The organism is Pusillimonas sp. (assembly GCF_029263785.1).
GTDB lineage: Bacteria > Pseudomonadota > Gammaproteobacteria > Burkholderiales > Burkholderiaceae_B > Pusillimonas.
The window spans coordinates 22,474-43,178 of sequence record NZ_JAJUFE010000018.1 but is presented as its reverse complement, the minus strand read 5'-3'; the positions used below and the strand labels follow the sequence as shown (position 1 = coordinate 43,178).

Sequence of the window (20,705 nt, the reverse complement as noted above, 5' to 3'; positions counted from 1 at the left end):
TTGGCGGAGCGGACGGGACTCGAACCCGCGACCCCCGGCGTGACAGGCCGGTATTCTAACCAACTGAACTACCGCTCCGCAGCGGTTTACTACATGCCAGATTTACTGGCGTCCCCTAGGGGATTCGAACCCCTGTACCCACCGTGAAAGGGTGGTGTCCTAGGCCTCTAGACGAAGGGGACTCAAGGACTGCAAACTGCTAATTGTAGCAGACTTTGTTAGGACTGGTGGAGGTAAGCGGGATCGAACCGCTGACCTCTTGCATGCCATGCAAGCGCTCTCCCAGCTGAGCTATACCCCCGTTGTTTGCGGTGCCCTAGCAAAGAAGCAAAATTATGCACCATATTTTTTGTTTGCGCAAGTCGTACCAAGAAAAAAGTGTTTGTTGCGAAAAAACGAGGTCAATGCGCACAGAAATATTGATCCGGCATCATACGAGTGGCAAAAACGGTCATTACCCGGTTTTAGCCACAGAAGTTTCAACTTTGTAACAAAATACCGATCCGGGCGCGTACAATAGATTGTTTACCTGCTGCAGCAGACGACAAGTGGTAATGGCACGCGCCTCGCGGAATCCACGAAATGAACAACGGCAATAGCTTCGACGAGATCGTTCACATATGGTCAATCAACGGCAAAGCAACCAGCTTTCCCCCGACCGCTCCGGACAAGGGGCATCCTCTCTATACCAAAGCTTGGCCGACCACGTGGCTGTGGGTCTGTATCTTATAGAGGACGACCATTTTCGATATGTGAACATGAGGCTGGCCCAATTGTTGGGCTATACGCGCGACGAGCTGGTCGGGATGTCTCTTTACGACATCGTGGCGCACGATGAAAGGCAGCGTGTAGCCGAAACACTACGTCAGACGCTTACGGGTGACCGAAGCAGCATTCATTACGAGCGCAAGGCCCGGAGAAAGGATGGCTCGTATATCGACGTTGAGATTTTTGGCTCCCGTGTCCAGATCGGCGATAAATTGCTGGTTGCCGGCGTGATGGTAGACGTCACGACGCGCAAACAAGATGAAAACATGGCCGAGCTGACGGGTTTGGTCTACGAGCACAGCCGCCATGCCATGGTCGTCACGGATGCCAATGGAGTCATCATTACGGTGAATCCGGCATTCTCGGATATCACGGGTTATACCCTTGACGAGGTGGTCGGTCGCCGCATGAACGTGCTCAGTTCGGGCCGGCACGACAAGGAGTTCTTTCGGGCGATGTGGCAGTCCATCCAGGAGACGGGCAGCTGGGACGGCGAAATCTGGAATCGTCGCAAGGACGGTAACGAGTACGTCGAGAAACTTACGATCACTACCACCTTCAATGAGGATGGTTCGGTCCGTTGCCGTGTGGGGATGTTTTCTGACATTACCGAGCAGAAACAACACGATGACCGCATATGGCACCACGCTCACTTCGACCTTCTGACGGGGCTGCCGAATCGGCTGATGTTGCAAGAGGGTCTGGATGCCAAGATGGTGTATGCCGAGCACACGGGCGCGGCCTTCGCCTTGTTGTATCTTGATCTTGACCTGTTCAAGGATATTAACGATACCCTGGGGCATACTCAGGGTGACGAGATGTTAAGGCAGGTTGCCGGTCGGTTGCTGGGATGCGTGCGTCGCTCGGATCTGGTCGTACGCCTGGGGGGCGACGAGTTCTGCATTGTGGCTGATGCAATGAGCGACGAAGAAGAGGTTCGGGGCCTCTGCGAGAAGATAGTACGCACCATTGCCGAACCTTATGTACTGGGGGAAGACCGGGGCCTGATTTCGGTGAGCGTAGGCGTGGCGTTTTATCCACGCGATGGCAAGACACACGAAGAACTGATTCACCATGCCGATTTGGCGATGTATCACGCCAAGAGCCTGGGCAGAAACTGCTATAGCGTGTTCACTCCTGTCATGCGCAAGCAGGCCGGCGAGCGTCGTCAATTGGTGCGAGATCTTGCCGGCGCGCTGGAAAACAAGCAGCTGCTTCTGTATTACCAGCCCATATTTGATCTTAAGACCGGCCGGGTCGTAAAGGCAGAGGCGTTACTGCGTTGGAAGCATCCCACCAACGGTTTGCTAAGTCCGATTCACTTCATGCATGAAGCCGAGGAAACCGGCCTGATAGTTGATATTGGCAAGTGGGTGTTTCGTGAGGCTGCTAAGCAAGCGGCGCAATGGCGAAAATCCATTCCGGATTTTCAGATGGCGGTGAACATGTCGTACGGGCAATTTACGAGCTCTGACGTGCGACCCTCCGACCTCATTGATTCGCTTCAGGAAATTGGTCTTCCTCCGGAAGCGCTGATGATCGAGTTTACCGAGCGCTTGCTCATGGATGTCAGCCCTCAGGTGGCAGAAAAGCTGGCAGCGCTGGCCGATTCAGGCATTGGACTGGCTCTGGATGATTTTGGCACGGGGTATTCATCGCTGCCGTATCTGCTGCGCTATCACATCAGTTGTCTCAAGATCGACATGTCTTTCGTGCGCAATATCGAACGCAGCGTGCGCGAACTGCACCTTTGCGAAGCCATTATTCTGGTAGCACGCAAGCTTGGCTTGTCGGTGATTGCCGAAGGCGTGACAACTCCTGGCCAGCGCTGCGCATTGGTTGAAGCCGGTTGCGATTTTGCCCAGGGGTTCCTGTATTCGGCTCCGTTGTCCGCCGCCTCATTTGAAAAGTTGTTCGACCTTTCAAACGAGCTTTAAGCGCCGAGGATTACGGCTCACCGCAGTCGCCTGGTCAGGGTTGGGGCCGACGGCGAATCAATAGCATTGCGCCGATCATGACCAGACTCCAGATCAGTACCGGCCAGTTTCCGAATCGCACGTAAGGCGTAAGGCCGCTCATGCCTTGGACCTCGACATCCAGGACACCCTTTGCGTGGGCGTCCAGCATGGCGCGAACATGGCCGTCGGGTGCGATGGCTGCTGTCATGCCGGTGTTCGTCGCGCGCAACATCGGACGAGCTGTCTCGATTGCCCGCATCCGCGAGATCTGCAGGTGTTGACGCAAGGCCCACGACTCGCCGAACCATCCCAGATTGCTGACGTTTACCAGGATGCTGGCTCCAGGTCCGAACTGTGCGCTTGGCCGGACTGCCTGGATGATTTCTTCTCCAAAAACATCTTCGTAGCAGATATTGGGCGCGAAGCGCTGCCCCGCCAGTACGAAATGTTGCTGGCGGGTTGAGCCACGGTCGAAGTCGCCCAAGGGTATATGCATGGCATTGACGAACCAGCGGAAGCCCGGCGGAATGAATTCGCCAAAGGGAACCAGGTGATGCTTGTCGTAGCGCATGTCAGTTTGCCCCGAAAGCAGATGTTCGGTGGGTGTTGCCGCATCAAAACCGATCACGCTATTGGTGTAGCGGTCGCCTTGTGGAGTCGATGTATGCAATGGGGCGCCCATTACCAGAGCGGCATTGCGTTGGTCTGCAATGCCCTGCCACTGCTCCCACACCGCGGGTTGATATCGGTTCTGGAACAGTGGCATTATTGTTTCGGGCAGGACAATGACGGCCGGGTCCATACCCGGTTCGCGCGGCGGTAATGCAGCCAGCTCCATATAGGTCTGCACCCCCTCGTGAATGCGAGCGGGGTCGAATTTTTCGGACTGGGGCACGTTACCCTGGACCAGTCGTACCAGAACAGAAGGCCCTTCGGGTTGCCCCCACGAAAAGCCGCCCAGAAGCCAGCCCGCGGCGGCAATGACCAGGCCGGCTGCTGTTGTGGCAGCAGCGGGTGCCTCGAAGCCGGAGCGCTGGCGAAGCATAAGCAAGCCTGTCGCCGCACAGATGAACGCCGCCAGCCAGGTGATGCCGTACATTCCAATCAATGGTGCCCAGCCCGAAAGCGGGCCCTCGACGTGCCCGTAACCAATGGCCATCCAGGGGAAACCGGTAAACAGGGTGCCTCGCAGCCACTCAAAAAGTGCCCAGCATGACGCCCAGGCTGCTACGGCCAGGAAATGCCTTGCGATCCCGTCTTCTTGCGCAAGACGCCGTTGTGTCAGCCATTTGATCAGGGCTGCAGCAATGCAATAGAAAAGTGCTTCGGCGGCAGCAAGAAGCAAGGTGGCAGCGCCGGCCAGAGGTGGAGGCATGCCGCCGTAGCGATGCATGCTGATGTAGACCCAGTACAGGCCGGCGGCAAAAGAGCCCAGTCCAAAAAGAAAGCCCGTGACTGCAGCACGTTTGACGCTGGACGCGTTCCAGACATAACGAGCGAGAAAGATCAGGCACAGCAGCTGCACGTAAGGCAGCACGACGCCGGGGAGCGGATCCGGCGCAAAGGCCTGCGCGTGTGCGGCACCCAGCAGTACCAGGCTGGCACCGTATCGCCATTGTTGCACGCGACGGGCCTTGGCTGCTTTAGCTTGCTGCGTCATTCAGGGCCAGTGGGCTTTGTGCGTCGTGCTGAATGTGCAGCCACAGAACGCGTTTGTTGTCGGCACCCACGACGGTCATGTTCAAACCTTCGAAGTCAAGGGTGTCGCCGCGCTTTGGAATACGTCCGAGTTCGGCTGTGAACCATCCGCCCAGAGTGTCGTAATCGTCGTCTGGTATCGAGGTATTGAAGGCCCGGTTGAAAATCTCTATCTCGGTTGCCCCCATTGCCCGCCAGCTGTTGCTGCCGGTCTGGAAAATGGTCTTTTCGGCGTCCTCGTCGTATTCGTCTTCGATGTCGCCGACAATCTGTTCAAGAACGTCTTCCATGGTGACAAGGCCGGCCGTTCCGCCATGTTCGTTGATGACGATGGCCAGATGGTTACGGCTGCTGCGGAAGTCGTGCAGCAGCACGTTCAGGCGCTTTGTTTCTGGAATGAATACGGCAGGGCGTACAAGGGGACGCAGGTCGATCGATGGATTGGTGATCGTAAGGAGCAGGTCCTTGGCGAGCAAAATGCCTACGATATTGTCGCGATCGTCTTCATACACCGGAAACCGGGAATGACCTGTTTCGATAATCGTCGGTAGCAGCTCGGACAATGGCTTCGTGATATCGAGCATGTCTATCTTCGAGCGGGGAACCATGATGTCGGCGGCGGTCTGGTTGGCAACGTTGAGCGCACCGGAGATCATGGTGAAGGCATCGCCGTCGAGAACTTGCCTGTCGTGAGCGGCCTCGAGAACTGCCTTGATGTCTTCTTGATCTTCGGGTTCGGGCCGGATTAGAGATACGATCTTGGCGAGCAAGGATTTCGAGGGCGCCTTGCTAGATCGGGGTTCAGGGTCGGTAGAGTTGGGTTCAGACATTGTCCGCTGGACTAGTTACGAAGTGTTTAGCATAACCGAAAATGCGATTGTTTTCGGCAAGGAACAAGGCGATATTCGCGAAGTTACGTGGCAGATTGGAGTGCGCCAATCCGCCATAAGGGCCTGGGCTTTCAGGCGTACGGATCATCAATCCCCATTGAAGCCAGAATTTGTGTCTCGAGGGCTTCCATATCGCGTGCATCGTCCGCCTCGATATGATCATGTCCCAGAGCGTGAAGGACGCCGTGCACAGTCAGGTGGGCCGCATGGTCGAGCAAGGCCTTGCCTTGCTCGGCTGCCTCGCGTTCGAGCACGGGCAGGCAAAGCACAATGTCACCCGAAATGCTCCCGGTTGGGTCCAGCCCGTATTCAAACGTGAGGACGTTGGTCGCGTAGTCGCGATTACGATAGGCCAGGTTCAGTTCCCGGCCCTCGTCCAGATCAACCAGACGCAGCGTCAGCGTTACGGATCGCACTTCGGGTCGCTCGTGTGCGGCGTGTTTCACGGCACACAGTGCCCAGCGTCGAAGGCGCCAGCGCGGAAGCTCCGGTGCCGGAGCCGCATACTGAACGGCCAGGGAAAATTCAGGAGTCACCGGTGCCTGCTTTCTCGTAGGCGTCGACGATGCGCGCGACAAGAGGATGGCGAACAACATCGCGCGACGTAAAGCGCGTTGTGGCGATGCCCTGGACATCGCTCAGTACTTCGAGCGCATGGGTCAACCCGCTAGGCTGGCCGCGAGGCAGGTCGACTTGAGATGGGTCCCCGTTAACCACGGCCTTGGAGCCGAACCCGATTCGGGTCAGGAACATCTTCATTTGTTCGGGCGTGGTGTTCTGGGCTTCATCAAGAATGACGAAAGCGTGGTTGAGCGTGCGCCCCCGCATGTAGGCTAACGGCGCGATTTCGATGGTCTGTTTTTCAAACAGGCGCTGTACGCGTTCAAACCCCATCAAGTCGTAGAGCGCATCGTACAGTGGACGCAGATAGGGGTCGACCTTCTGTGCCAGGTCTCCGGGCAGAAAGCCGAGGCGTTCTCCAGCTTCGACAGCGGGTCTGGTCAATACGAGCCGTTGCACGGATTCTCGTTCCAGGGCATCGATGGCGCACGCTACGGCAAGCCAGGTCTTGCCCGTACCCGCCGGACCGACGCCAAATGTGATGTCGTGCTTGAGAATATTGTTGAGGTAGTCGCGCTGGCGTGGCGTGCGCGGGCGCAAGTCGCTGCGCCTCGTACGCAAGGAGATGTCGCCGCTTTGATCATCTATTGGTGGCAGCTCGGGCAGTTCGGGTGTGGCTGCGGGCTCACCGTCGTCGCGACTGCGACCGGCACCGAGTTCAACCATGCCCAATTGAATGTCGTCAATGGACAGTGGTTTGTGAACGGATCGCCGATGGAATAGCCGCACGGCATCAGCCGCTGCGCCGGCCCGTTCGCCATCGATGGTTATGCGGTTGCCCCGACGATTCAGGCGTACGTTCCAGCCGTCGGCAATCTGTCGCAGGTTTTCATCCAGCGGACCACACAGGTTCGCCAGGTGCGTGTTGTCACCTTCCAGGACGATGGCTATCGGCTTGCGGCGAGACGAGCTGCTCATTGGCTGTGCGCCGGCGTTTGCACCAGCTCGCCCTTGAGGGTATTGGTATTGGTGGAAGTGATGCGCACGTCTACCATTTGCCCGATAACGTCGGCAGGGGCGGCGAAGTTGACGATGCGGTTGTTTTCGGTACGGCCCATCAGCTCGTTGGGATCCTTTTTGGACGGTTTCTCGGCCAACACCCGTTCAATACCGCCGACCATCGACTGGCTTATTGCCGCAGCATGCTCATTGATAAGGGCCTGCAAGCGGTAAAGCCGGGCCAGCTTCTGTTCTTTGCTGGTGTTGTCTTCGAGATCAGCAGCGGGCGTGCCCGGCCTGCGCGAATAAATGAAGGAGAACGACTGGTCGAAGCCCACGTGGCGAATGAGGTCGAGTGTCTTTTCGAAGTCGTCTTCGGTCTCGCCCGGGAAGCCCACGATGAAGTCGGAAGAAAGCGTCATTCCGGGACGTGCGGCGCGCAACCGGCGCACAATGGATTTGAATTCGAGTGCGGTGTAGCCCCGTTTCATGGCTGCCAGAATACGGTCGCTGCCTGCCTGCACGGGCAGGTGCAGGAAGGGCACCAGCTTTTCGAGCTTGCCGTGCGCCTCGATCAGGCGCGAGGTCATTTCCTTGGGATGCGAGGTGGTGTAGCGAATGCGCTCAATACCGGGAATTTCGTGGATATATTCCAGCAGCATGGCGAAGTCGGCGATCTCTGAACTGTCGCCCATGGGGCCGCGATAGGCATTGACGTTCTGGCCCAGCAGGGTCACCTCCTTGATGCCCTGGTCGGCCAGGTCGGCGACCTCGACCAGCACGTCGTCAAAAGGCCGCGAAACTTCTTCGCCGCGCGTGTAGGGAACCACGCAAAAGCTGCAATATTTGCTGCAGCCTTCCATGATCGACACAAATGCACTGGGTCCGTTGATGCTTGCCGGAGGCAGGGCGTCAAACTTTTCGATCTCTGGAAAACTGATGTCGACTTGCGAGCGGCCGGACTGCTTGCGTTGCGAAATGAGCGCGGGCAGGCGGTGCAGGGTCTGGGGGCCGAACACCACGTCAACGTATGGCGCACGCTGAATAATGGCTTCGCCTTCCTGACTTGCCACGCAGCCTCCGACCCCGATGATGAGGTTGGGATTGCTTTGCTTCAGGTGTTGCACCCGTCCGAGATCCGAAAAGACCTTTTCCTGGGCCTTTTCTCGCACGGAACAGGTGTTGAACAGAATTACGTCCGCTTCTTCGGGGTTTTGCGTAAGCTCCAGGCCCTGATCGCTGCGCAGTACGTCGACCATTTTGTCGGAATCGTACTCGTTCATCTGGCAACCAAAGGTCTTGATGAAGAGTTTGCGGCTGGGCCCCGGGGCGGGGCGTGCTTTGGGTGCGTCGTCGCCGGTGGTAGCGGCACGTTTGATCGTGGTTTCTTGCATGGTCGTTGGCCGTGACGGGTGTCGATCCCGGGGGCAGATGAAACCGACTATTGTACTGCGAACTTCGACCTTTAATGGTGCACGAGTCATAACTCCTGCGTTGGGCGCAGCCCGCCCGAACCTATAGAAATGCTATATTGATATAGCTTAAGCGAATAGCCATAGGCTATATACCCCGGTATATAAGGGTGCTGCAAGGGCATCCCGGCGTGGAGCAAGTTGCATATCGACACGTCGTCCTGTCGCTTACCTCTAGGAGATTCACATGGAACACACAACCAACAAAACCCGTCGCAGGCTGTTGGCGACGGCGGGCGGAGCTGTTGCATGGGCAGGCCTTGGCGCCCCGGCCTTTGCGGACTCAACCGAGCCCAAATCCCAATCCAATCCAGGACCCGTATCCGACGCCAGACCCTTGCCGGACTACGCAAAATGGAAGGACGCTGACAGCCTCATCGTCCATAGCGCAAATACCATCGAGACGCGCCGTACAGCGTTTGGCTCCAGTGGCATTACGCCACTCGACCGCCTGTTTGTCCGCAATAACGTCGCGCCCCCCTCCAGCGACATTGTCAAAGATCCCGACGCCTGGCAGGTCAAGATCGAAGGCGTAAAGAACCCGCGCACCTTCACCGTTGCCGAACTCAAAAACCTGGGAGTGGAATCGGTGGCCATGGTGCTGCAGTGCTCCGGCAATGGTCGCGCCTACTTCCCTCACGACCCAAGCGGTACGCAATGGACGGTCGGTGCCGCCGGCTGCGTTGTTTTCACCGGCGTTCCCGTCAAGGAAGTTCTGAAAGCAACAGGTGGCATGGCAGACGGCATGAAGTACATGACCGGCACTGGTGGCGAAGAGATTCCTGCCGGCCTGGATCCCAACTCCATCATGGTCGAGCGTTCGGTGCCTCTGGACGCCATCGAAGACGCCTTGCTGGCTTGGGAAATCAACGGCGTACCGCTCCCCCTGGCACACGGTGGTCCGTTGCGCATGATTATTCCCGGCTACGCAGGTGTCAATAACGTCAAGTACATCAAGCGCCTGGCATTCACGCAAGAGCAGTCTCCTGCCAACATCCAGCAAAACAGCTATCGCATGTCGCCTGTTGGGGTCAAAGGCACGACTGAGCATGATTCCGTCTGGGGAATGCCGCCCAAATCCTGGATCAACATCCCGTCCGATCCCGAGCAGCCGGTCAAGGCCGGAAAGGTTGCCATCAGCGGGGTGGCCATGGGCGGCATGAGCGAAGCCGAGAAGATCGAAGTCTCGCTTAATGGCGGAAAAGACTGGAAAGAGGCCGAGTTTATCGGTCCCGATCTGGGCAAGTATGCATGGCGTAACTTTGTGCTTGTGGCTGACCTCAAGCCCGGCGAGTATGAGCTCGCTTCGCGCGTCACGAATGATGACGGTGAGACCCAGCCGGAAAACCGGGTCGAAAACAATCGCGGCTATCTCAACAACAGCTGGCGCGATCACATGGTCAAGGTAAAGGTGGTTTAATGCGCAAGCAGTTGTTTGTACTTTTGGCTGCGGCGTCCATGGCGGGCGCTGGTATTTCCGCACATGCTTCCGAATCGCCAGATCCGGCGGTTCTGGAGCAAGGCAAGGAGCTTTTCATCAGCAAGGCAGCTCCCGCCTGTGCGGTCTGCCACACGCTCGCTGACGCAGGTTCCGCCGGAACCATCGGGCCCGACCTCGACGAGATCAAGCCTGATTTTGCAGCGGTAAAAAAGGCGATGTACGAAGGACTCGGAGTGATGCCGAACTTCTCACAATCGTTGAATGAAGACGAGATCAACGCGGTGGCAAGCTACGTGTCCCACGTTGCCGGCAAATAAAACCCGGTTTTCTTGTTTGATTGGCCCGAAAAAGGGTGTCGGAATGATCCGGCACCCTTTTTGTTTGAACCTGGATTGTTTATTGTTCAACTTGTGCGGTCAATTCGGCATGAGCGCAGCATTGCGGGTGCAAGGCCCGCTGTGGGCCTTGACGCCCGATCGGGTTGATTTGAACAAGCGAATCTTTAATCGTTCGATGTACTGTGGGTCCAGTACTGATAGAGCTTTTGTGCCAGGATATCCAGCAAGAAACCCAGCGCACCGATCAGGACGATGACCGCCATCAGTTCAGAATATGCCAGACGATCGCGTGTATCGAGAATGAAATAGCCCAGCCCCGAGCTGACACCCAGCATCTCGCACGGCACCAGCATGATCCAGATGATTCCAATGGCCAAGCGCACGCCCGTCAGGATATGCCCCAGGATCCCTGGAATGACAATCCGGAACAATATTTCAGCTCGCGTCGCGCTGAGGCTTTTGGCCAGCAGCAGCCACTTGGGATTCAATTGTTTTACCCCTGCAGCGGTGTTCAGGATAATCGGCCACACAGCAGCAAAGGTAAGCAGAAAATAAATGGGTGCGTCGCCAATGCCAAATACCATCACCGCGATCGGCATCCACGATAGCGGTGAAATCATGCGCAAGAACTGAAACGCGCTGCTTGTGCTTTTTTCAAGCAGTCGCGACGAGCCGATGGCCAGCCCGATGGGGACGCCAAGAAGCAAGGCCAGTGTCAGACCTACTGCCACACGTTTCAGACTGACCAGGGTGTGGGAAGTCAGGTGGTTTTGGCTGAGCAGGTCGAACAGACTGGCAAAGGCCGGACCTGGGCGAAGCGATGAGGCCAGGGGTATGCCACCTTGCAGCAGGTATACGCCCAGCCACCACAATGCCACCAGGGCCGCCAAGCCAACGATGCCGTAGGTCCAGGCTGCGGCGTTGCGGGATTTCAAGCTTTGAATCATGTCAGGGTTCAAACGGGACGGCGCGACGGATGCGTCGTCAAACTCATGTGGTGATGGTCTCTTCGCGCTCGAAGGAGGTCAGCCCGAACTTCGAAGGACCACCAATCTGTTCAATGGCCTTGCGAACGAAGCGGTCATCGACCAGGTCCTTGGCGACGAATGACGGTTCGAGTTCGCCCAGGAACTCGTTCCGGCCCAATACCAGTGTTTCCTTCAGCTTGACGATCAGTTCCTCGGTATAGCTGGGGAAGGGATACGGTTGGAAGTCGATACGCTTCTCTTTCCAGTCGGTATTGACGATTGCGCCGTTGGACTCGTAAAGCTGTGTGTTGAGCAGTTCGGGCTGCAGAACCTGGGCAAGTGCTTCGTACGAGTGCGGGGTGTAGCGCTGCGCGTTGTCCTTCGACAGGATGCGCGCCGTCTGTTCGCGGTTGTCCTGAATCCAGGCCTGTGCCTGAACCAGCGCGTTCACGACTTTCTGGGTCCACTCGGGCCGTTCCTGCAGGTCTTGCTCATGCATCAACACCACGCAGCATGCGTGATCTTTCCATACATCGCCGGTGAAGCGCAGGATCTTGCCGATCTTGAGCACTTCAGCAGACGCATTGAACGGCTCGGCCACGATGTAGCCCGAAATCTGCTTGTTGGCCAAGGCCGGCACCATGTCCGAGGGAGCCATGACAACCAGCTTCACCTGCTTCTTGGTAGGCTCGCCGTCGCTGATGGATTCGAGGCCTTTGCTGCGCAGCAGATGTTGCAGCACCACATTGTGCAAGGAATACCAGAAGGGGATCGCCACGGTCGTGCCACCCAGATCTTCGAGGCTGTTCACTTCGTGCTGTACGGTCAGTCCCGAACCCGACATGTGATTCCAGGCAACGACCTTGGAGGGTGACTTGCTGCCGTAGCGTGCCCAGACCGTCATGGGTGAGAGCAGGTGGACGGCGTTGACCTGACCGGCCAGGAAGGCTTCCACAATCTGGGCCCAGCTGCGGAACATGCGCGGCTTTTCAACTTCCAGGCCCTGGTCCTGGAAAAGGTTGTTGTGGTGGGCGACCAGCAAGGGCGTGGCGTCAGTAATGGGCAGGTAACCGATGCGCAGCGGGGCATCGGGTTCGGCAGCGCGTGCCACATTCTGCATCTGCAGCAGGGGCAGGGCGCCGGCGGCCGTAAACATGCCGGATAGCTTGAGAAACTGGCGGCGGCGGGCAAGGGTGGTGTCAACGGGATGAGTCACGGTGTGTTTCCTGGCGAGGGTCTGAATGGATGACTTAGGCTGCAAGTTTTTGTGGTTCTGCGGTACCGCGAGAGTCGCGCAGCAACTGCATGATCTGAAGGCGAATTGCAGTGATGTCGGTGCCGACGGTGTCTCGCGGGTGCGCGCCGGGGATTTGCCATTGGCCGATCAGCTCGCCGGGTTTTCCGCCAATGAGCACGATACGGTCGGCGACGGTCAAGGCTTCGTCGATATCGTGAGTGACCAGGACGGCCGCAGTCTTGTACTTTTGAGTGATACGCAACAGCAAGGTCTGCATGTCGCCACGGGTAATCTCGTCCAGTGCACTGAAGGGTTCATCGAGCAAGAGGATTTCGGGCTGACGGGCCAGGCTGCGAGCCAGGGCCGTACGTTGCGCCATACCGCCGGACAGCTCGGACGGATAGCGCTCGGTTGCATCGCTCAGGTCGACATCTGCAATGGCCGCAGCTACGCGGGCTTTCTTCTCGGCCTTGCTGATCTGTGGCTGATGCTTGAAATCAAGGCCAAAGCCGACGTTTTCTTCGAGATTCAGCCAGGGAAGCAGGCTGGCATCCTGGAAAACAAAGCTCAGGCGTGGATGGGCACCTTGCAACAGCTCGCCATGCACGTGAACCGTGCCTTTCTGAGCTTGCTGGAGACCCGCCAGCACGCGTAGCAGCGACGATTTTCCGACTCCGCTGGGGCCAAGCAACGCCACGATTTCACCTTGCGCGACCTTGAGCGAGAAATTGCGCAGAACGGTGTTGGGCAGACCATTATTGCGGCGGTACTGCAGCTCGATGGACTGCGCTTCAAGTACAGTGGGGGCTTGTTTGATCGAAATAGCCATGGTTGCGTATGCCTTGAATTCGTATCGACTCACGCAGCTGCCGTTTCCAAGCCTTGGGCTTCAAGGGCATGGATTTCCTTGCGCAGGTGCTTGAGCGCGGGGGTAACAATGGCCACAAAGACGGCTTCACGCAGGCGGCGTTGTGCCGGGTGGATCATCAGGTAGCCCTTGGCTCCGGCGTGCAGTACCGCCGAATTGGCTGCCTTGAGGGTGAGTTCGCTGATTGCCGCCCGTGCCTTCAGGATGGGCAGCATATCTGCAGCACCGGCCTGGGCAACAGGTGCGAGCTCAGTTATTTGTTGCTCGATCCCTGCCAGTTCGGCAGTCAGGTCGGATTCCTGGACGTCGAGAAACACGTTGACGTGGCCGACGCTGGCATTGCTGTCGCGAGCAATGGCCGCGCAAGCACGCACGATGCCGATACCCATGCCGATCTGACCCAGGACGAAGCCGGGCTTGATGCGGCGAATATAGTCCGTGAACTGGTCGGGGTGCGCAACAACGTCTTCCGCGGGCACCACTACATTCTGGAAACGCAGCGTCAGGGTTTGTGTGCCCTCGAGTCCGGAAAATTCGAGGCAGGGCCGATACTGGAAGCCCGAGGCCGTGCTTGGCACGGCAAACATGATGTAGCCTTCATCTTCGACGGCTGCCGCGACAATGGCCAGATGGCCGTCGCCCACGTTCGAGACCCAGGGAAGCGAGCCATTGACGACGTAGGTGTCGCCTTCGCGACGAGCGCGTAGCTGGATCTTCTCGATGCCGGCAAGGTGCTTGACCGTGTTGGACATGCCTGTGCCGGCCAGCAAACGGCCATGGGCTACGTCTTTCAGATAGCGATCTCGCACGGCAGCATTGTCTGAGTTGTGCAAGTACCAGGCGCAACTGGACTGGCACCAGACCAGAAATGCCGTCGAGCCACATTGTTCTGCAACGGCTGCCGTGACGGCAACTTGCGCGGCCAGCCCGAGATTGTTGCCGTATTCAGCAGGAAGTGCAGCGCTGAAGCCGCCCAAGGCACCCAGCTTGTGCATGAAATCGGCCGGGTACTTGCCCTCTTGATCGATGGCCTGCACCTGCGGTGCAAGTTCGGACTCTATCAGTTGGACGATGGGCGCCAAAAAGGCCGCTTGAGCTTGAGACACTGCTATTCCTTGGAAGATTTAGGCGAATGGCTGCAATTCAGGGTTGATCGGGGTCTTGGCCAGGTTGTTGGCGTAGTTGCACAGCGTGGCCAGACTGACGCCCAGTACGACTTCCAGAGCCGCCTGCTGGTTGTAACCGGCGTCGAAGAACGCCTTCAGGTCGTCGTCGCTGACCTGGCCGCGGTTATCCATGACAGCCAATGTAAAGACAGCCAATGCATTGAGCTTGGGGTCGCTCAGGGCACGGGTTTCACGCAAGCCTTCGATGATGTCTTCGGGCATGGCCAGTTTCTTGCGGGCCAGGGCGGTATGGCCGGCCACACAGAAGCCGCATTCGTTACGACGAGCGGCCGTAATCTGCACAACTTCGCGTTCTTCGGGCGTAAGCGATGTGCGAGCGTTAATAGCACCTACAGTCTGGTAGGTTTCCAAAGCCGTTGGTGCATTTGCAAGCACGCCCAGCAAGTTGGGCAAGAAGCCATTGGCCTTCTTGGCGTTGCTCAGGCGCTCTTTGGCTTCGTCGGCGGCAGTTTCGATAGTCTGAATGGTCAGTCGGCTCATTAGTATGTCTGAAGAAAAGTGGAAATTTGCCGCAGCAAACCGATTTGCATGCGGCTCTTTATTTCCATTCATTCTATAAGTGAGCCCTAAGATATCGAACGAATATAAGGAAATTTGGATATGCTTTTTGGCTATATGGCGGTGCAACAAAAAAGGCCTCTTCGCAATGAAGAGGCCTTTTCGGGTAAATGCACGAAGCGTGTCGAGGTTACATGATTTCGGCTGCAGGGTCTTCTTTCTTGACCGGCTTGACAAGGTCTTCGCGTTTGACACCCAGCCACATGGCAATGGCTGCCGCCACGAATACAGAAGAGTAAATACCGAACCAGATACCAATAGTCAGCGCCAGCGAAAAGTTGTGCAGGGTAGGGCCGCCAAAGAAGAACATCGACAGCACCATCATCTGGGTAGATCCGTGGGTGATGATCGTGCGGGAAATGGTCTGGGTAATGGAGCTGTTGATGACTTCCTGAACGGAAGAAGTGCGTTGCTTGCGAAAGTTTTCACGGATGCGGTCCATGATGACGACCGATTCGTTGACCGAGTAGCCGAGCACTGCCAGCACGCCAGCAAGCACCGCCAGAGAGAACTCCCACTGGAAGAGGGCAAAAAAGCCAAGAATAATGACCACGTCGTGCAAGTTGGCCACAACGCCTGCTACTGCAAACTTCCATTCAAAGCGCAAACCCAGGTAGATCATGATGCCGACGACTACAAACAGAAGCGCCAGCAGTCCGTTGGTGACGAGCTCCTGGCCAACCTGCGGGCCAACGAATTCCACGCGGCGCAGCTCGACATCCGGCGATTGAGCCTTGAGCGCTTCAAGCACCGATTCGCTCTGAGCGGCAGAACCGAGGTCTTCGCGCACCGGCAGGCGGATCATGACGTCTTGCGAGGTGCCAAAATTTTGCACCTGGAAGTCGCTATAGCCCAGGGACGCGACAGCTTCGCGCACCTTGTCGATCTGGGCCCCCTGGGAATAATGCACCTCCATGACGGTACCACCGGTGAATTCGATCGAAAGATGGAAGCCGCGGGTAGCAATGAAGAAAACTGCCAGGGCAAAGGTGATCAGGCTGATCAGGTTCAGCACCAGCGCGTGGCGCATGAACGGGATGGTGCGGCGAATTCGGAAAAATTCCATGGTCTCTTACCTGTTTTAATCGCAGGCCGGTATGCAGGGCACACCGGCATAGTGCCTTAGTCGTTGGGTTTCCAGATCTGCCCGATGGAGATGCTTTGGAGCTTGCGTCGGCGACCATACCAGAGGTTGGCCAGGGCACGCACACCTACTACTGACGAGAACATCGAGGTAAGAATGCCGATGCAGTGAACGACGGCGAAGCCACGTATCGGACCTGTCCCGAAAGCCAGCAGGGCAATACCGACGATGAGAGTTGTGAGGTTGGAGTCAAGAATGGTGCCCCACGCGCGTTCGAAACCCTGATAAATGGCCTGCTGCGGCGGTAGGCCCGCCCGGAGCTCTTCGCGTATTCGTTCGTTGATCAGCACGTTGGCGTCGATGGCCATGCCCAGCGTCAGGGCAATGGCTGCAATGCCCGGCAGGGTGAGCGTGGCCTGCAGCATCGACAATACGGCAAGCAGAAGAAGTACATTGAAGGCAAGCCCCAGCGTCGAGAACAAGCCGAACAACTGGTAGTACAGGATGATAAACACGGCGATGGCCAGGAACCCGTACAGCGTCGAATTGAAGCCCATCTTGATGTTGTCGGCACCCAGGCTTGGTCCGATGGTGCGCTCTTCGATGATGCTCATGGGCGCGGCCAGGGAACCGGCTCGCAGAAGCAGTGCGATATCGGCCGCTTCCTGTGCATTCATGCTGCCGCTGATCTGCACCTGACCGCCGGGGATTTCGCTGCGGATTACCGGAGCCGTTACCACCTGGCCCTTGTTGTTCTCAAACAGCAAAATGGCCATGCGTTTGCCGATGTTGTCGCGGGTGACGTCGCGGAAGATGCGTGCGCCCTTGGCATCGAGTGTGAGGTTGACCGAAGGTTGCTGGGTTTGCTGATCGCGGCCCGGCTGGGCGTCCTGCAGGTTTTCGCCGGTCAGGATGACCTGGCGACGCAAGAGCAGGGGTCGTCCGTCGGCATCGGTATAGCGTTCGAGGCCGAAAGGAACATTTCCGCTGGCCAGAGCAGCCTGGGCCGAGGGGGAATCGTCGACCATGCGAATTTCAAGCGTGGCAGTTCGTCCCAGAATTTCTTTTGCCTTGGCGACATCCTGAACGCCGGGCAACTGCACGATGATGCGGTCGCCCCCCTGCTGCTGGATGACGGGCTCCGCGACTCCCAGCTCGTTGATCCGGTTGTGCAGGGTGACGATGTTCTGGCGCAAGGCATGGTTTTGCACCTGCAATATGGCTGTTTCGGTAAGCGTTCCGCTAAGGGTGAAGCTGTCGCCGGCTGTGCTTCCGGTGAACACCATGTCGGGCATGGTGCGACGAAGCTCTGAAATGGCATCGTCGCGGGCCTGTTGGTTGTCGAAACGGGCCACTACAGAATGGTCGCTGCGCTCTACGCCTGCTACGGGGATGCGTGCGTCGCGCAGCGTGCTGCGTACATCGTTGGCCAGAGAGTCGTAGCGTCCGGTGAGTGCGCCCTGCATATCGACCTCTAGCAGGAAGTGCACACCTCCTCGCAGATCCAGACCCAGGTACATCGGGCGGGCTCCAATGGCCGTGAGCCAGTCGGGCGACGACGACAACAGGTTCAGGGCAATGGTGTAATCAGGATCTTCCGGGTTGGGGTTGAACGCTTTTTCGAGTGCGTCCTTGGCCTGCAGTTGGATATCGGGTGTGGCAAACCGGATTCGCACTGCCCCCACCGGCCCATTCTGTTCGAAGTAGGCGCCAGTGGATTCGATGCCGCGGTCTGCCAGCACCTGCTGCGCCCGAACCAGGACGGAGTTGTCGATCTTGACCGCGGTTTTGGCCCCTGCGATCTGTACCGCCGGCGACTCGCCGAAGAAGTTGGGGAGCGTATAAAGCAGCCCTATGATCAGGGCCGCCAGCACGGTGAGGTATTTCCAGAGGGGGTAGCGGTTCATCGTCGGTCAACAAGAGATACGAAGGGCGCCCAGGACGGCTCGGGTAGCCGTGTTCGGGCAACAGGGCGGGAAGCCCCGAGCGATGGTTACAGCGACTTGATCGTGCCCTTTGGCAGAACGTTTGACACCGAATTGCGCTGCAGGACGACTTCGACCGGTTTGTCGGCAAGTTCGGCCACTTCGAGAGTGATGTAGTTGTCGCTGACTTTGGTGACCTTGCCCAGCATGCCGCCAGATGTGATGACTTCGTCGCCTTTGGCTAGCGCTGCAACCAGGTTGCGATGTTCTTTCTGGCGTTTCATCTGGGGACGAATCATCAGAAAATACAAGATGACGAACATCAGGATGATAGGCAGCATGCCCATCAGTCCGCTGGTGGCATCGCCGCCTGCGGCCTGTGCGGTAATGAGGTTGAGTAGATCGACTGCCTGCATGTCTGGCTCCTGGCTTTACTATAAGTAGTTGTAAGGAAGGTTCAAAAAAACCGAATCTTCTATTGTAGCGATATCCGGTGTCAATCGATGCCGCGTGCCCTGTTTTCTGCGAATTGTTTTCGCCAGCCCGCAAAGTTGCCTTCCGCAATAGCCTGCCGCATTTCCTGCATGAGGTTCAGGTAGAAGTGCAAATTGTGCAATGTATTCAGGCGTGCCCCGGTAATTTCATTGGCGCGCTGCAGATGATGCAGGTATGAGCGAGAAAAGTTCGAGCAGGTGTGGCACGAACAAGAGGGGTCGAGCGGGCGAATATCGTCGCGATAGCGCGCATTTCGTATCTTGATGTCTCCGTAGCGCGTGAACAGCCAGCCGTTGCGGGCGTTACGCGTGGGCATCACGCAGTCGAACATGTCCACACCGCGACTGACGCCTTCCACCAGATCTTCGGGAGTGCCCACGCCCATCAGGTAGCGAGGGGCGCCGGCGGGCAGGCGGGGTGCTACATGGGTCAACACCCTGAGCATGTCTTCCTTGGGTTCACCTACGGACAAGCCACCGATGGCATAGCCATGAAAACCGATATCCAGCAGTCCGGCCAGTGATTCGTCGCGCAACTGTTCGAACATGCCACCCTGGACGATGCCGAACAGGGCGTTGGGATTTTGCAGCGAATCGAAGGCCTCGCGCGAACGGCGGGCCCAGCGCAGTGACATGCGCATGGATCGGGCGGCCTCTTCGGCAGTTGCTGGGCGGCCATCGATGGAGTAGGGCGTGCACTCGTCAAACACCATGACAATATCCGAATTGAGCGAGCGCTGAATCCGCATCGACTCTTCCGGTGTCAGGAACAGGCGCGAGCCGTCGATCGGAGAGGCGAACTTCACGCCTTCTTCTGTGATCTTGCGCAATTCGTCCAGGCTGAACACCTGGAAGCCGCCCGAATCGGTAAGTATGGGTTTATTCCATTGCATGAACCCGTGCAGGCCGCCGTGTTTATCAAGGACCCCGGTGCCGGGACGCAGCCAGAGATGAAACGTGTTGCCCAGGACAATCTGGGCACCGATTTCTTCCAGCTCGTGCGGCAGCATGGCCTTGACGCTGCCGTAGGTGCCCACAGGCATGAAGATGGGTGTCTCGACCACGCCGTGATTCAAGGTAAGCCGACCGCGGCGCGCTGCACCCTCGGTAGCAAGAAGTTCAAATTTCAGACCGGTCATGGTTTGGGGGACTCAATGAACATGGCGTCGCCATAACTGAAAAAACGATAGCGGGACTGTACCGCATGCGCGTACGCCCGTTGAATGGGTTCCATGCCGGCCAGCGCCGATACCAACATCAACAGCGTCGACTTTGGCAGGTGAAAGTTGGTGATGAGGGCGTCGACATTCTGAAAGGTGTAGCCGGGCTTAATGAAAAGACGAGTATCGCCCTCGAGGGGGTCGGTCAGTGTGTCGGTATTGCCTGCCACGGATTCCAGGGCGCGCACGCTGGTGGTTCCAACCGCGATGACCCGCCCGCCCTTGCGGCGGGTGGTTTCAATTTCCTGCAGGACGGAACGCGGAACAACATAGCGCTCTGCGTGCATCTGATGTTGCGACAGGTCTTCGACGCGTACGGGCTGAAACGTACCGGCACCCACATGCAGGGTGACGAAGGCGTGGTTGACATCCATTGCCTTTAGCGAATCGAGCATGGCTTCATCGAAGTGAAGGCCCGCTGTCGGTGCCGCTACCGCTCCGGGTGATTGTGCGTAAACGGTTTGGTAGCGCTCTTCATCCTGCTCTTGCGCGTCATGCGTAATATAGGGTGGCAATGGCGTGGCACCGTAACTGTCAAGCAGGTCGAGCACACGTTCGGGAAACTCCAGTTCGAACAGCTCTTCATGCCTGCCCGTGACTGTGACCGCAAAGGCGTCGTCTGCCAGATGCAGGACTGAACCCGCTTTCGGAGACTTGCTTGCCTTTACGTGGGCAAGTGCGGTGGAAGCCCCTGTGATACGTTCGATCAGGATTTCGACCTTGCCGCCGCTGTCCTTCCGGCCCCGCAGTCTGGCCTTGATGACTTGCGTGTTGTTGAGCACAAGCAGATCGTCGGGCCGAAGCAGGGACGGCAAGTCGGTAAAAAACCGATCATGCAGCCTGGAACCCGTATCAAGGTGCAGCAGCCGACTGCCGCGTCGCGTGGCGGCAGGAGTCTGGGCAATCAGTTCCGGGGGGAGGTGGTAGTCGAATTGGGACAGTTGAAGTGGAGGGTTCACGCGGCAATCTGGAGTTTGGCGATGTTTGACAGGGCATTTTAAGCCTTGACGGGATTTTGCCGCTGGAACGCTAGCCGCCG

General features: G+C 57.7%; 18 protein-coding genes and 3 tRNA genes. 3 read left to right on the top strand and 18 right to left on the bottom strand.

Annotated features, from left to right (window positions below; genetic code table 11):
* Position 1: 1 nt before the first annotated feature.
* The 3 genes from Q1J88_RS06860 to Q1J88_RS06850 form a co-directional block, all read right to left on the bottom strand.
* Positions 2-78: transfer RNA gene (locus Q1J88_RS06860), tRNA-Asp, on the bottom strand.
* A gap of 28 nt (positions 79-106) precedes the next feature.
* Positions 107-182 (bottom strand) — tRNA-Glu (locus Q1J88_RS06855).
* Between the two features lie 43 nt (positions 183-225).
* Positions 226-301, bottom strand: a tRNA-Ala gene (locus tag Q1J88_RS06850).
* Between the two features lie 319 nt (positions 302-620).
* Between Q1J88_RS06850 and Q1J88_RS06845 the strand changes: the two genes are divergently transcribed.
* On the top strand, positions 621-2,705 hold the full coding sequence (locus tag Q1J88_RS06845) for a bifunctional diguanylate cyclase/phosphodiesterase (protein ID WP_301116852.1): 2,085 nt from the start codon (positions 621-623) through the stop codon (positions 2,703-2,705).
* Positions 2,706-2,739: 34 nt separating this feature from the next.
* On the opposite strand, the gene lnt is transcribed toward Q1J88_RS06845, so the two are convergent.
* From lnt to miaB, 5 genes are all read right to left on the bottom strand, one after another.
* Entirely contained in the window at positions 2,740-4,386 is a 1,647-nt protein-coding gene (gene lnt, locus Q1J88_RS06840) for an apolipoprotein N-acyltransferase (protein WP_301116851.1), read from the bottom strand.
* Complete coding sequence (locus Q1J88_RS06835; RefSeq protein WP_301116850.1) at positions 4,370-5,254, bottom strand: transporter associated domain-containing protein; 885 nt, start codon at positions 5,252-5,254, stop codon at positions 4,370-4,372. The genes lnt and Q1J88_RS06835 overlap by 17 nt, the downstream gene beginning before the upstream one ends.
* A 131-nt stretch (positions 5,255-5,385) precedes the next feature.
* The gene (ybeY, locus tag Q1J88_RS06830) at positions 5,386-5,850 is read right to left on the bottom strand and encodes an rRNA maturation RNase YbeY (protein WP_301116849.1); all 465 of its coding nucleotides are present in this window, start codon (positions 5,848-5,850) and stop codon (positions 5,386-5,388) included.
* A complete protein-coding gene (locus Q1J88_RS06825; protein WP_301116848.1) occupies positions 5,840-6,853 on the bottom strand; it encodes a PhoH family protein in 1,014 nt (337 codons plus the stop codon). The genes ybeY and Q1J88_RS06825 overlap by 11 nt, the downstream gene beginning before the upstream one ends.
* A complete protein-coding gene (miaB, locus tag Q1J88_RS06820; protein ID WP_301116847.1) occupies positions 6,850-8,268 on the bottom strand; it encodes a tRNA (N6-isopentenyl adenosine(37)-C2)-methylthiotransferase MiaB in 1,419 nt (472 codons plus the stop codon). Before miaB ends, Q1J88_RS06825 begins: the two co-directional genes overlap by 4 nt.
* A gap of 265 nt (positions 8,269-8,533) precedes the next feature.
* Between miaB and Q1J88_RS06815 the strand changes: the two genes are divergently transcribed.
* Positions 8,534-9,766, top strand: coding sequence for a sulfite oxidase (locus tag Q1J88_RS06815; protein WP_301116846.1), 1,233 nt, complete (start codon positions 8,534-8,536; stop codon positions 9,764-9,766).
* Entirely contained in the window at positions 9,766-10,104 is a 339-nt protein-coding gene (locus Q1J88_RS06810) for a cytochrome c (RefSeq protein ID WP_301116845.1), read from the top strand. The genes Q1J88_RS06815 and Q1J88_RS06810 overlap by 1 nt, the downstream gene beginning before the upstream one ends.
* Positions 10,105-10,289: 185 nt before the next feature.
* On the opposite strand, the gene Q1J88_RS06805 is transcribed toward Q1J88_RS06810, so the two are convergent.
* The 10 genes from Q1J88_RS06805 to queA all read right to left on the bottom strand — a co-directional run bounded on the left by Q1J88_RS06805 (position 10,290) and on the right by queA (position 20,625).
* Positions 10,290-11,072, bottom strand: a complete 783-nt coding sequence (locus Q1J88_RS06805) for an ABC transporter permease (protein WP_301116844.1) — start codon at positions 11,070-11,072, stop codon at positions 10,290-10,292.
* A 43-nt stretch (positions 11,073-11,115) separates the two neighbouring features.
* Positions 11,116-12,249: an ABC transporter substrate-binding protein gene (locus Q1J88_RS06800; protein WP_301116855.1), complete on the bottom strand. Its 1,134-nt coding sequence runs from the start codon at positions 12,247-12,249 to the stop codon at positions 11,116-11,118.
* A 94-nt stretch (positions 12,250-12,343) separates the two neighbouring features.
* A complete protein-coding gene (locus Q1J88_RS06795) occupies positions 12,344-13,159 on the bottom strand; it encodes an ABC transporter ATP-binding protein (protein WP_301116843.1) in 816 nt (271 codons plus the stop codon).
* A gap of 29 nt (positions 13,160-13,188) precedes the next feature.
* Complete coding sequence (locus Q1J88_RS06790) at positions 13,189-14,304, bottom strand: acyl-CoA dehydrogenase family protein (RefSeq protein ID WP_301116842.1); 1,116 nt, start codon at positions 14,302-14,304, stop codon at positions 13,189-13,191.
* Between the two features lie 18 nt (positions 14,305-14,322).
* Entirely contained in the window at positions 14,323-14,865 is a 543-nt protein-coding gene (locus tag Q1J88_RS06785; RefSeq protein ID WP_301116841.1) for a carboxymuconolactone decarboxylase family protein, read from the bottom strand.
* Between the two features lie 208 nt (positions 14,866-15,073).
* Positions 15,074-16,009 (bottom strand): protein translocase subunit SecF, encoded by a 936-nt coding sequence (secF, locus tag Q1J88_RS06780; RefSeq protein WP_301116839.1) that lies wholly within the window; start codon positions 16,007-16,009, stop codon positions 15,074-15,076.
* 56 nt (positions 16,010-16,065) lie between these two features.
* Positions 16,066-17,934 carry a protein translocase subunit SecD gene (gene secD, locus Q1J88_RS06775; protein WP_301116838.1) on the bottom strand — a complete coding sequence of 623 codons (1,869 nt, stop codon included), beginning with the start codon at positions 17,932-17,934 and terminating at the stop codon, positions 16,066-16,068.
* Between the two features lie 86 nt (positions 17,935-18,020).
* Positions 18,021-18,368, bottom strand: coding sequence for a preprotein translocase subunit YajC (yajC, locus tag Q1J88_RS06770; protein ID WP_301116837.1), 348 nt, complete (start codon positions 18,366-18,368; stop codon positions 18,021-18,023).
* Positions 18,369-18,448: 80 nt separating this feature from the next.
* The gene (gene tgt, locus Q1J88_RS06765; protein WP_301116836.1) at positions 18,449-19,585 is read right to left on the bottom strand and encodes a tRNA guanosine(34) transglycosylase Tgt; all 1,137 of its coding nucleotides are present in this window, start codon (positions 19,583-19,585) and stop codon (positions 18,449-18,451) included.
* The gene (gene queA / locus Q1J88_RS06760; RefSeq protein ID WP_301116834.1) at positions 19,582-20,625 is read right to left on the bottom strand and encodes a tRNA preQ1(34) S-adenosylmethionine ribosyltransferase-isomerase QueA; all 1,044 of its coding nucleotides are present in this window, start codon (positions 20,623-20,625) and stop codon (positions 19,582-19,584) included. Before queA ends, tgt begins: the two co-directional genes overlap by 4 nt.
* Positions 20,626-20,705: the final 80 nt, after the last annotated feature.

Excerpts from the sequence above, each read along its gene's own strand:
- Q1J88_RS06845 (WP_301116852.1), top strand. The coding sequence starts at position 621 with ATGGTCAATCAACGGCAAAGCAACCAGCTTTCCCCCGACCGCTCCGGA.
- lnt (WP_301116851.1), bottom strand. The coding sequence starts at position 4,386 with ATGACGCAGCAAGCTAAAGCAGCCAAGGCCCGTCGCGTGCAACAATGG.
- Q1J88_RS06835 (WP_301116850.1), bottom strand. The coding sequence starts at position 5,254 with ATGTCTGAACCCAACTCTACCGACCCTGAACCCCGATCTAGCAAGGCG.
- Q1J88_RS06825 (WP_301116848.1), bottom strand. The coding sequence starts at position 6,853 with ATGAGCAGCTCGTCTCGCCGCAAGCCGATAGCCATCGTCCTGGAAGGT.
- miaB (WP_301116847.1), bottom strand. The coding sequence starts at position 8,268 with ATGCAAGAAACCACGATCAAACGTGCCGCTACCACCGGCGACGACGCA.
- Q1J88_RS06815 (WP_301116846.1), top strand. The coding sequence starts at position 8,534 with ATGGAACACACAACCAACAAAACCCGTCGCAGGCTGTTGGCGACGGCG.
- Q1J88_RS06810 (WP_301116845.1), top strand. The coding sequence starts at position 9,766 with ATGCGCAAGCAGTTGTTTGTACTTTTGGCTGCGGCGTCCATGGCGGGC.
- Q1J88_RS06805 (WP_301116844.1), bottom strand. The coding sequence starts at position 11,072 with ATGATTCAAAGCTTGAAATCCCGCAACGCCGCAGCCTGGACCTACGGC.
- Q1J88_RS06800 (WP_301116855.1), bottom strand. The coding sequence starts at position 12,249 with ATGTTTACGGCCGCCGGCGCCCTGCCCCTGCTGCAGATGCAGAATGTG.
- Q1J88_RS06795 (WP_301116843.1), bottom strand. The coding sequence starts at position 13,159 with ATGGCTATTTCGATCAAACAAGCCCCCACTGTACTTGAAGCGCAGTCC.
- Q1J88_RS06785 (WP_301116841.1), bottom strand. The coding sequence starts at position 14,865 with ATGAGCCGACTGACCATTCAGACTATCGAAACTGCCGCCGACGAAGCC.
- secF (WP_301116839.1), bottom strand. The coding sequence starts at position 16,009 with ATGGAATTTTTCCGAATTCGCCGCACCATCCCGTTCATGCGCCACGCG.
- secD (WP_301116838.1), bottom strand. The coding sequence starts at position 17,934 with ATGAACCGCTACCCCCTCTGGAAATACCTCACCGTGCTGGCGGCCCTG.
- yajC (WP_301116837.1), bottom strand. The coding sequence starts at position 18,368 with ATGCAGGCAGTCGATCTACTCAACCTCATTACCGCACAGGCCGCAGGC.
- tgt (WP_301116836.1), bottom strand. The coding sequence starts at position 19,585 with ATGACCGGTCTGAAATTTGAACTTCTTGCTACCGAGGGTGCAGCGCGC.